This is a genomic window from Streptomyces sp. NPDC058619, from assembly GCF_042717785.1.
In the GTDB taxonomy this organism is placed as follows: domain Bacteria; phylum Actinomycetota; class Actinomycetes; order Streptomycetales; family Streptomycetaceae; genus Streptomyces.
Window position 1 is genome coordinate 122224 of sequence record NZ_JBHXQN010000010.1, and the last position, 13528, is coordinate 135751.

Consider the following 13528-nt stretch of genomic DNA (forward strand, 5'->3'; position numbering starts at 1 on the left):
CGACAATTCCGTACCCAATCAGAAAAGGGCGTCGACATGGCACTCGGTCGGCATTCCGATTTCAATCGCCTGTGGTTCGGGCAGACCGTCAGTAATTTCGGCGACAAGATCTCCCTCCTCGCGCTCCCGACCCTCGCGGTCGTGATCCTCGACGGGGGAGCCTTCGAGGTCGGCGTGCTGGGCGCGCTGCGCTTCCTCCCCTTCCTGCTGCTCGCCCCGCTCGCGGGGCTGGTGGCCGACCGGGTGTCGAGGCGCACCGTCATGATCGTCGCCGACCTGGGCCGCTTCCTGGCCCTGGGCACGATCCCGCTGGCGTTCGCCCTCGACTCCGTCAGCATGGTCCACATCTACATCGTGGCGGCGGTCACCGGCTGCCTCACCACCTTCTTCGAAGTCTCGTACCAGTCCTGGCTCCCCCAGCTCATCGGTACCGAGAACCTCATCGAGGGCAATACCAAGCTCCAGATCAGCCGCAGCGTCGCCGAAGCGGTCGGCGCGGGCGCCGGCGGTGCGCTCATCCAGATGCTCGGCGCCGCGCGCGCCATCACCGCCGACGCGTTCACCTTCCTGATCTCGCTGATCGCCCTGCTCGTCATCCGCCACCGCGACGTCCGCGAGCGGACCGAGGAGCGGAAGGCCTCCGCCAAGGCGGAGATGAAGGAGGGCATGCGGACCCTGTTCGGGAACCCGGTGCTGCGCGGCCTGTTCACCGCCAACGTCGTGGTCAACCTCGGCGCCGCCATGGGCGACGCCCTGCTGATCGTCTACGCCTACAAGGTGCTCGACCTGAGCCCCGGCCAGGTCGGCATCGCCTTCGCCGTCATGTCGGTCTTCGTCATCGTCGGCGCGGTCCTCTCCGAGCAGGTCGCCAAGGTCCTGACCGTCGGCCGCGTCCTCGTGCTGACCGCGGTCGTCCTGGGCATCGGTTACATCCTCGTCCCGACGGGCGGCGCCGTCGGCGGCTTCGTCGGACTGATCGTGGTCCAGGCCGTCATCGGCTTCGTCTCCCCGATGTTCGACATCCACGTGCTCAGCCTCGTGCAGGGGGTCACCCCGAACGAGCAGATGGGCCGCGTCAGCGGCACCGCCCTCTCGGCGGTGTACGGCGCCCTGTCGCTGGGCTACTTCGCCGGCGGCGCCCTCGGCGAGGCGGTGGGCCTGACGGCCGGCCTCGCGGTGGCCGGCGCCGTCACCATCGTCGGCGGACTGACGCTGCTGGGCGGACCGGTCTCCAAGATCAAGGAGATGCCCGGCGGCGACGACGCCGGGGAAGCCAGTCCGGCCGCGGCCGAATCGAAGATCACTGCCTGAGCGGCACCCCGGGGGTGCGGGAGTGGGTGCCGGCCGAACGGCACCCGCTCCGCACTGCTCCGCGCACCACCCCGCGGCCACGCGGCCGCCGCCCGGACAACGCACCCGGACCGCACCCGTACCGCGTGCGCCCGTACCGTCCGGCCGCCCCGCGACCCGTGTGACGTACGCCCGCACCCACCGGTATGGCCGTACACCCCGCACGCACCGCCGCACCCGTACCGCCGCACCCGTACCGCCGCACCCGCACCGCCGCGCCGCGATCCGCGGCGCCCTCGCCGTATTCCTCTCCCGACTCCCGAAGACGCACGGAGGCTCAAGGTGAGCGAGTCCCTCGCCGAACGCATAGCCGCACTGCCGAAGTCCCGCCGGGCACTGTTCCAGGCCCTCTCGGGCCGCAACGGCGGGCGCGCCGCCGTACGCGAGGACCCCGAGCCGGCCCCCCGTGACCCCGCCGAACCGCCGGTGCTCTCCTTCGCCCAGCGCCGGCTGTGGTTCATCGACCAGCTCCAGCCCGGCAGTCCCGCGTACAACGTGCCCGTCGCCACCCGCATCCGCGGCCCCCTGGACCTGCCCGCCCTGCACGCGGCGCTCCAGGAGATCGTGGACCGCCACGAGGTGCTGCGCACCGTCTACACCTACCGGGAGGGCGCCTCCGAGGCCGTGCCCCGGGTGATCGACGGGTTCCGGCTGCCCCTGCCGGTGATCGAACTGCCCGGCGAGGAGGACGTCCGGCCGTTCTACGCAGCGGACGCCGGCGCCCCCTTCGACCTGGCCGGCGCCGTGCCGCTGCGCGCCCGGCTGGGCCGGCTCGCCGACGACGACCACGTCCTCGTCCTCAACCTCCACCACATCGTCACCGACGGCTGGTCGATGCGGCTCCTCTACACCGAACTGGAGCGCGCCTACGCGGCCCGCACCGGCGCCGCCGCCGAGCGGCTCGCCCCGCTCGCCCTCCAGTACGCGGACTTCGCCGCCTGGCAGCGGCGCCGGATCAGCGGCGACCGGCTGGAGCAGCTCACGGCCTTCTGGCAGGAGGAGCTCGGCGGCGCCGCGCCCGTCGACCTGCCCACCGACCGGCCCCGGCCGCCCGTCTTCGGACACGCCGGAGCCTCCCGCTACATCGACCTGCCGCCCCAGCTCATCGCCAGACTCCGGGAGTTCGGCAAGTCCGAGGGCGCCACCCTCTACATGACGATGCTGGCCGGCTTCGCCGCCACCCTGCGCCGCTGGACCGGCCAGGAGGACATCGTCGTCGGCACGTCCGTCTCCGGACGCGACCACCCGGCCTTCGGCGACCTCGTCGGCTTCTTCGTCAACACCCTGCCGCTGCGCATCAGAACCGGCGGCGACCCCGGCTTCGCCGAGCTGGTCCGGGCCACCCGCCGCACCACCCTCCAGGCGTACGCGCACCAGGAGCTCCCCTTCGACCTCATCGTCGACGCGCTCGCGCTGCCCCGGGACCCCAGCCGGCCGCCGCTCACCTCCGTGATGTTCCTCCTCGACGAGACCCCGGACACGGCGCCGGGCCTGGCGGGTCTCGCCACCGAGCCGATCGACTTCTCCTCGCACGCCACCAAGTACGACCTCATGATCAGCGTGCACGACACCGGCACCGCCGTCCGCGCCCTCGTCGAGTACCCCACCGACCTGTTCGACGCCCCGACCGTGGACCGGCTGCTCGGCCACTTCCTCACCACCCTCGACGGGGCCGTCTCCCGCCCCGAACTCCCGCTGTCCGCCCTGCCGCTGCTGACCGACGGCGAGCGCCGCGCCGCCCTGGACGACTGGAACGCCACGCGCGCCCCCTTCCCCCAGGACGCCTGCCTGCACCAGCTCTTCGAGCAGCACGCCGACCGGCGGCCCGACGCGCCCGCCGTGGTCCTGGGCGGCCTCGGCGGCTGGAGCGTCACCTACCGGGAGCTGGAGGAGCGGGCCAACCGGCTCGCGCACCGCCTCGTCGAAGCCGGCGCGGGACCCGACCGGACCGTGGCCCTGTGCCTGCGCCGGGGCCCCGCGCTGGTCACCGCGATCCTCGCCGTCCTCAAGGCCGGCGGCGCCTACGTGCCGCTGGACCCGGACTACCCGGCCGAGCGCCTGGCGCTGCTGCTGCGCGACGCCGCCCCGCCGCTGGTCGTCTCCGACTCCGAACTGATCGGCCGGCTGCCCGTGCCCGACGGCACCGCACAGGTGCTCCTGGACACCGACCGGGCGGCCCTCGCCGAGCTGCCCGCGACCCGTCCGGCCGTGCCCGTGACCGCCCGCGACCTCGCGTACGTCATCTTCACCTCGGGCTCCACGGGCACCCCCAAGGGCATCGCCCTGGAACACCGCGGCGTGGTCAACAACCTGCTCGACCTGAACCGCTCCCACGGCATCGGCCCCGGCGACTCCGTCCTCGCCCTCTCCTCGCCGAGCTTCGACATGAGCGTCTACGAGACCCTCGGCATCCTCGCGGCCGGCGGCACGCTCGTCCTGCCCGACCCGGCCGCCGCCAAGGACCCGGCCCACTGGGCCGACCTCGTCGACCGCCACGGGGTCACCGTCTGGAACTCCGCCCCCGCGCTCCTCGGCCTCCTCGCCGACCAGCTGGAACACGCGAACGGCCCCCGGCTGCCGCGGCTGCGCACCGCGTTCCTCGGCGGCGACTGGATCCCCGTCACCCAGCCGGACCGGATCCGCGCCTTCGCGCCGGAGCTGTCGTTCGTGGCCCTGGGCGGGGCGACCGAGGCGTCCATCCACTCGGTGGAGTTCCCGGTCGGCCGCGTCGACCCCGCCTGGACGAAGCTCCCGTACGGGCGGCCCATGGCCAACCAGCTCGCCTTCATCCTCGACCCGCACGACCGCCTCGTCCCCGTCGGCGTCCCCGGCGAACTCCACCTCGGCGGCGTCGGGCTGGCCCGCGGCTACCTGGGACGCCCCGACCTGACCCGGGAGAAGTTCGCCGACGTCGAACTGGAGCCCGGCCGCACCGAGCGGCTCTACCGCACCGGCGACCTGGCCCGCTACGGCCCGGACGGCACCATCGAACTCCTCGGCCGCACCGACTTCCGGATCAAGCTGAACGGGCTGCGCATCGAGCCCGGCGAGGTGGAGAGCGCTCTGCGCGACCTCCCCGGAGTCCGCGAGGCCGTGGTGGCCGCCCGCCAGGCGGCCGGTTCCGCCCGCCTGACCGGCTACGTCGTCCCCGAGGACGGCGCCGCCCCGGACCCGGCGGCCCTGCGCACCGCGCTCGCCGCCGTCCTGCCCCCGCACTGCGTCCCGTCCGACCTGGTGCTCCTGGAGCGGCTGCCGCTCAGCCCCAACGGCAAGGTGGACCGCGGCGCCCTGCCCGACCCGCGGGCCGGCGGACCGCAGCCGGCCCGCGGCCCCGCCGCCCGGCCGGACGCGGACGCCGACCCGGCGGCGCTGCGGATCGCCGCCGTGTGGGCCGAGGTGCTCGGCGTGGCCGAGGTCGCCCCCGGCGACGACTTCTTCGCCCTCGGCGGAGACTCCTTCGCGGCCGTCCGCGCCGTCCGCGCCGTCGCCACCGCCCTGCCGGACGGCGCAGCCGCCGCCCTGCGCGTCGTCGACCTGTTCAGCAACCCCACCCCGGCCGGGCTCGCCGCCCGGGCCGCCGAACTCGCCGGCAGCGCCGCCGGCGCCGCACAGCACCGGCTGCTGCACCGGCTCACCCCGGAGCGGCCCGCCGGGACCACCACCCTGACCCTGGTGTGCTTCCCGCACGGGGGCGGCGACGCCATCGCCTACCAGCCGCTGGCCGCCCAGCTCCCGCCGCACATCGAGCTCCTCGCGGTCTCCCCGCCGGGGCACGACCCGCTGCGCCCCGGCCCGATGCTGCCGGTCCCCGACTTCGCGGAACTCGCCGCCGCGGAGATCGCCCGCACCGTCCGCGGCCCCTACGCCGTCTACGGCCACTGCGCCGGAGTCGTCACCGCGCTGGAGACCACCCACGTACTGGAGCGCCTCGGGCAGCGACCGGTCGCCCTGGACCTCGCCGCGGCCCTGCCCGAGGAGGACCCCGAGTACGCCCTGGAGATGGAGCGCGTCTCCGGAGACGACGACCTCGTCGCCTATCTGACCACCATGGACGGCTTCGACGGCGTCCTCGACGACAGCGACCTCACCGCCGTCCTGCGCATGGTCCGGCACGACATGACCGAGGCCGCCCGCTTCTTCGCCCGCACCCCCGACGGCTACGACCGGCCCCTGACCACCCCGCTCACCTGCATCATCGGCGACGCCGACGACGCGACCGAGGGGTACGAGGAGGGCTACCGCGCCTGGGGCCGGTACGCGTCCGACCTGCGGCTCGCCGTGATCCCCGGCGGCCGCCACTACTTCGCCAAGCACCTGCCCGACCGGCTGGCCGCCCTGCTGGCCGATCTGCACCGCAACGGAGGAACCCATGTCTGATCTCGCCGAACGGCTCGGCCGGCTGCCCCAGGGACAGCGCTCCCGGCTGCTGGGCCGGATGCGCAACCAGATGACGGCCGGCGTCGGCCGCCGCATCGAACTCCAGCGCGCCGACCACGGACCGCGGTCCCGCTCCTCCTTCCAGCAGGAGCAGATGTGGTTCGTCGACAAGCTCGGCGCGGGCAAGGCCCGCAACAACATAGCCCTGGCGATACAGCTGGGCGGACCGCTGGACCGGGCCGCCCTGCACGAGGCGCTGAACGCCGTCGTCGCCCGCCACCAGGTGCTGCACAGCAAACTCGTCGAGATCGACGGGGTCCCGTGGCAGGAACCCGTCCCCTCCTTCGTGCTCGGAGTCCAGAGCACCGACCTGGCCGGCAGCGAGGACGCGGACCGCGAACTCGCCGAACTCACCTCCTCCTGCGCCTCCGCCCCCTTCGACCTGGCCGCCGCCCCGCCCGTCCGCGCCCACCTGGTCCGGCTCGCCGAGGACCGGCACGTCCTGCTCTGGGTCGTCCACCACGTCGCCTGGGACCCCGGCTCGACCCGGATCTTCACCGAGGAGCTGACCGCCAGCTACGCCGCGGCGGCCGCCGGACAGCGCCCCGAGGCCCCGCCGCTCGCCGTGGAGTACGCCGACTTCGCGGCCTGGCAGCGGGCCAAGCTGGAGCACGACGAGCACGGCCGGGCGCTCGCCGGCAAATGGCGCCAGATCCTCGCCGGCGCCGTCGCCACCGAGGTCATGCCCGACCACGCGCGCGGCCCGGAGACCCGCGGCGACGGCCGCGGCCTGAAGCTGAACCTGGACCAGGAACTGCTGGACCGGCTCACCGAACTCGCCGACGCCAACAACACCACCGTCTTCACGACCCTGCTGGCCGGCTTCAACGCGCTGATGCGGCACTGGACCCGGACCGAGGACGTCGTCGTCGGCACGGCCAGCGCCTCCCGCCCGCACCCCGACCTCGAACAGGTCATCGGCTGCTTCGTCCAGATGATCACCCTGCGGACGGAGGTCACCGACCAGCTCACCTTCCGCGAGCTCGTCGCCCGCACTGCCGCCTCGGTGATGGACTCCTTCACCAACAGCGAACTGCCCTTCGAGCAGGTCGTGGAGGCCGTCCGCCCCGTCCGCGACCCGCTGCGGCACCCGCTCTTCCAGATCGAGTTCACCTCGCTGGGCCGGTGGGGCACCCACCGCGCACAGGCCGCCGACGTCGACTTCACCATGGACCAACTGCACGACGGCGCCGCCAAGTTCGACATGAGCTTCCTGGTCGGCGAGAACGACGGACTGGAACTCTCCCTCGAGTACAACACCAGCCTCTACCGGCACGGCACCGCCAGCGCCCTCCTCGCCGCCTTCCAGCAGGTCCTGGAGCAGGTCGCCGAGAACCCCGAACTCCAGGTCGGCGACATCAGCCTGGTCGAGGAGCCCGCCGCCTCCCGGCACGCCCGCGAGCTGTCCCGCGGCGGCCCCCTCGACGAGACGGCCTGGACGACGACCCTGGACCGCGCGTTCCGCGAGCGCGCCACCATCCACCCCGACGCCGAAGCCGTCCGCTTCGGCTCCGTCCGGCTGGACTACGCGGCCCTCGACCGCTGGTCCGAGGCCATCGCCCACCGGCTGCGCGACCGCGGCGTCCGGCACGGCGACCCGGTCGCCGTCTGCGTCGCCCGCGGCCCGGCCGCCGTCGCCGGCGTGCTCGGCGTGCTCAAGGCGGGCGCCCACTACATCCCGGTCGACCCGTCCGCCCCGGTCGAGCGGACCCGTACGGTCCTGGCCGACGCCAAGGTCCGGCACGCCCTCGTCGACGGCTCCGCGGAACTGCCCGTACCGCTGGAGCTGGTGAACACCGGCACGGCCGCGCCCGTCCGCGAGGTCCCGTCCCTCGCGCCGAGCGCCACCCCCGGCGACCTGGCGTACGTCCTCTACACCTCGGGCAGCAGCGGCACCCCGAAGGGGGTGATGATCGAGCACCGCTCGGTCACCCACTTCTCCCGGACCATCGCCAAGGCCTACGAGGTCCGGGCCGAGGACCGGGTCCTGCAGTTCGCGCCGCTCACCTTCGACGTCTCGGTCTTCGAGCTCTTCACCACCCTCCTCGCCGGCGGCTCGCTCGTCATCGCCACCGACGACGAGCGCCGCGACCCGGCCCTGCTCCAGGCCCGGATGCGCGAGGACGCGGTGACCGTCGCCGAACTCCCGCCCGCCCTGCTGCCGCTCCTCGACCAGGCGGCCCTGCCCGACCTGCGCCTGGTCTCGGTCGGCGGCGAGGCCTTCCCCGGCCGCCTGGTCGCCGAGTGGACCGCCGGCGAACGCCGGTTCGTCAACGGCTACGGCCCCACCGAGGCCACCGTCGCCGTCACCCTCATGGACTGCACCGGCAGCTACGACCGCAACCCGCCGATCGGCCGCCCCATGCCGGGCCACCAGGCCTTCGTGCTCGACGAGCGGCTGCGCCCCGTCCCGCCCGGCGTGCCCGGCGAACTGTGCGTGGCCGGGCCCGGCGTCGCCCGCGGCTACCTGGGCCGCCCCGACCTGACCGCCGACCGCTTCGCCGACAACCCGTACGCCGACGGACCCGAGACCGCCCGGCTCTACCGGACCGGCGACCTGGTGCGCTGGCTGCCCGGCGGGAACCTGGACTTCCTCGGCCGCACCGACCGCCAGCTCAAGGTCCGCGGCCACCGCATCGAGCCGGGCGAGGTGGAGTCCGTCCTCACCGGGCACCCCTCCGTCCAGCAGGCCGTCGTCGTGGCCCAGCCCGCGGCGGGCGGCGAGCGCATGCTGACCGCCTACGTCACCGTCGAGCAGGTGGGCTCCTACGCCTCCGAGGTCGCCGACGCCGAGGGCCTGCGCGCCTACACGGCCGTGCGGCTGCCGGGCTACATGGTGCCGGTCGTCGTCGTCCTGGCCGAGCTGCCCCTCACCCCGCACGGCAAGGTCGACACGGCCGCCCTGCCCCTGCCGGCCGACCAGACCGGAACCGGCGGGACCGCGCCGCGCGACGCCATCGAGGAGCAGATCTGCCGGGACATCCTCACCCCGCTGCTGGAGTGGCAGAACCCGGACGTGGAGGGCGACTTCTTCGCCCTGGGCGGCAGCTCCCTCCAGGCGACCATCGTGGTCTCCCGGGTCCGCGCCCTCTTCGGCATCGACATCGCCCTCGCCGACTTCTTCGGCCACCCGACCGTCGCCGCGCTGGCCGAACTCGTCCGCGGTGCGAAGGCCGAGGCGGCCGGCGAACAGGACCGGCTGCTCGCGGTCTTCGAGCAGATCGAGAACATGAGCGACGAGGAAGCCGCCGCCCTCCTGGGCTCCATGCAGCACCCGGACGGTCCCTGATGGCCACCGCGGCCGGGTTCGAAGGAGCGCTCGCCGCGCTCCCCGAGGCGAAGCGCGAACTCGCCCGGCTGATGCTGGCCGCCCGGCAGCCCGTCCCCGCCCACCCGGCCCCGCGCTCCGGCGCGGGGCCGGTCCCCCCGACCGCGCTCCAGACCCGGCTGTGGCGGCGCGAACGCACCCACCCCGCCGTCGCGACCGGCTCGCACGCGCTCCGGCTCACGGGACCGCTCGACACGCGGCGGCTGCGGGACGCCCTCACCGGGGTGCTCCGCCGCCACGAGGCGCTGCGGATCCGGCTGACCGGATCCACCGCGGGCCGGCCGCTGCTGGAGGTGGACGCGGAGCCGGTCCTGCGGTTCACCGAGGCCGACCTCAGCGGCTTCACCGCGGAGGCGGCGGCCGCGCGCACCGCCCTGCAGATCACCGAGAGCGCCTCCACCGTCCTGGACCTGGAGAGCGGCCGCACCAGCGCGTTCCGGCTGCTGCGTACCGCGCCCGACGAGCACGTCCTGATCCTCGCCTCGCACCTCGCGGTCTTCGACGGCTGGTCCTCCGGGGTCTTCCTCGCGGACCTGGCCGCGGGCTACCGCGAGGGCACCGGCCGCCTCCCCCCGCCCGAACTCCAGTTCCCCGACTACGCGGCCTGGCAGCACCGCTGGCTCGACGGGCCCGACGGCTCCGCCGAACTCACCCGCCGCCGCGCGGTGTTCGCGGCGGACCCGCCCGCCCGCAGGGCCGCCGGCGGGTTCGAGCGCGGGCACCTGCCGGTACGCCTGGCCCGCGGGTCGGTCGCCCGCGGGCTGGAGCTCGGCGCGGCCGAGGGCGCCACCCCGTTCATGACCCTGCTCGCCGCGCTGGCCGTCGTACTGGCCCGCCGGGAGGGCCGTACCGCGGTGGTGATCGGCACCCCGGCCGCGGGGAGGTTCGCCGGCGCGCTCGAAGGCGCCGTCGGGCAGTTCACCACCGTCGTGCCGATCCGGCTCGACCTGACGGGCGGGCCCACCTTCCGGGAGCTGCTGCACCGCACCCGGGCCGCCGTCGCCGACGCCCTCGGCCACCAGCGGCTGCCCGTGGACGTCCTGTTCGCGTACGGCGCGCCCCCGCCGTACGACGTCCTGTTCGCCCTCCACAACTATCCGGCCGTCCCCCTGGACCTGCCGGGCATCGAGGTGGGCCAGCTGCCCGGCCCGCCCGCCCGCCACCTGGAGCTCTACAGCCCCGACCCGGCCGCCGCCCTCGCCTGCGTCGGCCTCGTCGAACGGGACGGCGAGATCGGCGGCACCGCCGAGTACAACCGGCACGCTGCCGCGCCCGAGGACGTGCGGGGCCTGCTCACCGGAATCGAGGAGGTGCTGGACCGGGCCCACACCGCCCCCGCATCCCCGCTCACCCCCTGGCACTAGGGAGTTGCCCGTGCTCACCACCGAGTTCTACCGTGCGCCCGCGGACTGCGGGCTCGTACGGAGCGGAGCCGACGTGCCCCGCACCCCCATGCGGGCCCTGCGCGAGGACGTCCACGACATCCTGGTCTCCGCGCCCGTGGCCGAGGCCCGCCGCACCCGCGACCCGAGACCCGTCCACCGGGCCCTGGGGGAGCGGGGCCTGCTCGCCCCGCAGTGGCCGCAGGAGTACGGGGGCCGCGGTGTCAGCCAGGTCGCGGCCGCCGTCCTGGTCGAGGAACTGGCCATGCACGACGTGCCCGACCTGCTGCACACCCTCACCGTGCAGATCGTCGGCTCCACCCTGCTCAACGTCGCCAGCCCGGCGATGAAGGCCCGCCACCTGCCGGGCTTCGCGGCCGGCACCGCCTTCGGCTGCGTGCTGTTCAGCGAACCCCAGGCCGGCTCGGACCTCAACATCCTCTCCACCCGCGCCGTCTCCGACGGGAAGGGCGGGTACAAGCTGTACGGCACCAAGGTCCACTCGCTCTTCGCCCGGATGGCCGACTACGGGCTGTGCCTGGCCCGCGGCGAGGACGACGCCTTCAGCCTGTTCCTCGTCCCGCTGGCCCAGCCGGGCGTCACCATCCGGCAGATCCCCGGCATCATGGACGACGCCTTCCACGAGGTCACCCTGGACGGCGTGGCCGTGACCGCCGACGACGTCGTCGGCGAGACCGGCCAGGGTTGGGCGATCGTCGTCAAGACGCTCGCCTTCGAGCGCACCGGCCTGGACTACTACGTCAAGGCGCTGCGCTGGTACCGGGCCGCCGTGGAACGCCTGGAAGCCCACACCGACCGGCTGGAGGCCGGCCAGCACGACCAGATCGGCCTGGCCAAGCTCAACGCCAGGCTGCTCGCGGCGGGCACCCTGGTCCGCCGCGTCCTCACCCGCCTCGACCGGGGGGAACTCAACGAGGACGAGGCCGCCGCGGCCAAGTGGTACACCACCGAACTCGCCGCGGAGGTGGCCTGGTGGGCCGCCGAACTCGACGGCGACCGCAGCATGACCCTCGACGACCCCCAAGTCGACGGGGTGGCACACCCACTCGATTCGGCGATGCGCGAAGCCCCGGGAATGCGCATATCCGGCGGCACCGCCGAAATGATGCTGGAGACGCTGGCCCGGCTGCGTCTCGACTCAGGGGCGGAGGTACGGCCGTGACACCACAGGCGGTCAACGGGAACGGGACGGGCGGCGGAGCGCCGGCGGCGCCCGAGCGCTGGCGCGAGCGGGAGGACGAGGACTCCCTCTTCCGGCAGCTCCGGCTCACCGTGCGCCAGGGCCTGGAGGTCGACGGGGACACCCCCGGCGGCGCCTGGGACGCCCTGACGCAGGTCGGCGCGTGGGAGTTCGCGCTGCCCATCGAGAAGGACGGGCTCGACCTCGGCCAGGCGGTTCTCGCCATGGTCTGCGAGGAGGCGGGCAACTCCATGCAGCCCGTCCCGCTGCCCGACACCCTGCTCGCCCTGGACCTGGTCTCCGGCCTCGGACCGCTCGCGCCCGAGTCGGCCGACGCCCTGCTCGACCGGGTGCGGACCGGGGAGCTGCCCCTCGCCGTCCCCGGGCGGCTGCCCGACCCGCGCGGCGCCGTACCGCCGGGCATCACGTGGAAGCCCGACGGGGACACCGGCGGCGTCGTGCTCACCGGCGCGGGCGGCCCGTTCGCCGCGGGCGTCGGGGCGGGCGCCCTGCTGGTCCTGGCGAGCGGCCCCGACGGCCCGTGCGTGGTGCTCGTCGAGCTGCCCGCGGCGGGCGTCCAGGTACGCCCGCTGCGCGACCACGGCGGCGGCGCCGTCTCCAGCGCCGTCTTCGACGAGACCCGGATACCGGCGCAGGCGGTACTCCTGCGCGGCCTCGCCGCCGAGCACGCACTCGCCCGCGTGGGGCTGCGGGCGGCGGTCCACCAGGCGTCCCTGCTGGCCGGGATCACGGCGGCCGCGCTCACCGCGGTCGTCTCCCGGATCCGGGGCCGGCAGCAGTTCGGCCAGGCCCTCGTCAAGCACCAGGGGCCGCGGCTGCGCGTCGCCGGACTGCTGGCCCGGCTCGACGCCGTCCGCTGGGCCGTGGGCGACGCCGCCCGGGACCTCGACGAGGGGCGCCTCACGCCGGGGGAGGCCGCCGGACTGATCGCGCTCACCGCGGAGACCACCCTCGACGTGACGCGCGACGCGGTCCACCTGCACGGCGCCTCCGGCCTGGTCCGGGACGGCCTGGTGGCCGGCTGCTACCGGCGCGCGGCCTGGGAGGCCATGCGCTGCGGCCGTCCCGCCCAGCTGTGGGACACCGCGGCGCACACCCCCTGAGGGCCGGCCCCCGTACGGGGTGCTGTGCGACCGTACGGGGAAAGGGGTCCCCGCCCAGCGGGAACCCCTCGCCTCCCGGTCGGGGCCGGATCACCCGGCCCCGACCGGGACACCTCACTCCAGGTCGCGCCGCATGACCCAGCGGTGCCGCTTGTCGCTCTTCGCCTCGGTCCGAGTGACCCGGCGGAAGCCGGCCCGCTCGAACATGTCCATCGTCCCGACATAGGCGAGCGTCGGATTCACCCGGCCGCCCTCCGGGTCCACCGGATAGCCCTCCACGGCCGGAGCGCCGTGGGAGCGCGCGTGTTCGACGGCCCCCTCCAACAGGCCCGAGGCGACCCCCTTCCCGCGGAACTCCTTGCGCACGACGAAGCAGGTGACCGACCACACGGGCAGGTCGTCCACCGGAGTGATCGTCTTGGAGGCGGTGAGCCGGTCGAGCTGCCGGCGCGGCGCCACGTTGCACCAGCCGGCCACCTCGCCGCCCACGAAGCCCAGGACCCCGGGCGGCGGATCGGCCTTCTCCGCGAGGGCGCGCAGGTGCTCGCCCCGCTCGTCAGCCGTCATCCGGCCGTAGTCGCCCGTGGACAGCCGCCACGCCATGCACCAGCACGTGTGCGCGCTCTTCTTCGGCTGGAGCACCTTGCGCACGTCGTCCCACAGATCCGCCGTGGCGGGCCGTACTTCTAAACTCATGGCGCTACTT

At 74.5% G+C, this 13528-nt stretch carries 7 protein-coding genes; 6 read left to right on the forward strand and 1 reads right to left on the reverse strand.

Annotation, left to right across the window (positions count from 1 at the left end):
* Nucleotides 1-36: 36 nt before the first annotated feature.
* From ACFWTC_RS13035 to ACFWTC_RS13060, 6 genes are all read left to right on the forward strand, one after another.
* Nucleotides 37-1311 carry an MFS transporter gene (locus tag ACFWTC_RS13035; protein ID WP_383915604.1) on the forward strand — a complete coding sequence of 425 codons (1275 nt, stop codon included), beginning with the start codon at nucleotides 37-39 and terminating at the stop codon, nucleotides 1309-1311.
* Nucleotides 1312-1632: 321 nt separating this feature from the next.
* Nucleotides 1633-5727: an amino acid adenylation domain-containing protein gene (locus ACFWTC_RS13040; protein WP_384027008.1), complete on the forward strand. Its 4095-nt coding sequence runs from the start codon at nucleotides 1633-1635 to the stop codon at nucleotides 5725-5727.
* Nucleotides 5720-9076: an amino acid adenylation domain-containing protein gene (locus ACFWTC_RS13045; protein WP_383915600.1), complete on the forward strand. Its 3357-nt coding sequence runs from the start codon at nucleotides 5720-5722 to the stop codon at nucleotides 9074-9076. Before ACFWTC_RS13040 ends, ACFWTC_RS13045 begins: the two co-directional genes overlap by 8 nt.
* Complete coding sequence (locus tag ACFWTC_RS13050; RefSeq protein WP_384027006.1) at nucleotides 9076-10479, forward strand: condensation domain-containing protein; 1404 nt, start codon at nucleotides 9076-9078, stop codon at nucleotides 10477-10479. Before ACFWTC_RS13045 ends, ACFWTC_RS13050 begins: the two co-directional genes overlap by 1 nt.
* 10 nt (nucleotides 10480-10489) lie before the next feature.
* On the forward strand, nucleotides 10490-11680 hold the full coding sequence (locus tag ACFWTC_RS13055; protein ID WP_383915596.1) for an acyl-CoA dehydrogenase family protein: 1191 nt from the start codon (nucleotides 10490-10492) through the stop codon (nucleotides 11678-11680).
* Nucleotides 11677-12822 carry an acyl-CoA dehydrogenase family protein gene (locus ACFWTC_RS13060; protein ID WP_383915594.1) on the forward strand — a complete coding sequence of 382 codons (1146 nt, stop codon included), beginning with the start codon at nucleotides 11677-11679 and terminating at the stop codon, nucleotides 12820-12822. The genes ACFWTC_RS13055 and ACFWTC_RS13060 overlap by 4 nt, the downstream gene beginning before the upstream one ends.
* Nucleotides 12823-12936: 114 nt before the next feature.
* Here ACFWTC_RS13060 and ACFWTC_RS13065 read toward each other — a convergent pair whose 3' ends face one another.
* Nucleotides 12937-13518, reverse strand: a complete 582-nt coding sequence (locus ACFWTC_RS13065; RefSeq protein ID WP_383915592.1) for a GNAT family N-acetyltransferase — start codon at nucleotides 13516-13518, stop codon at nucleotides 12937-12939.
* Between the last annotated feature and the right edge of the window lie 10 nt (nucleotides 13519-13528).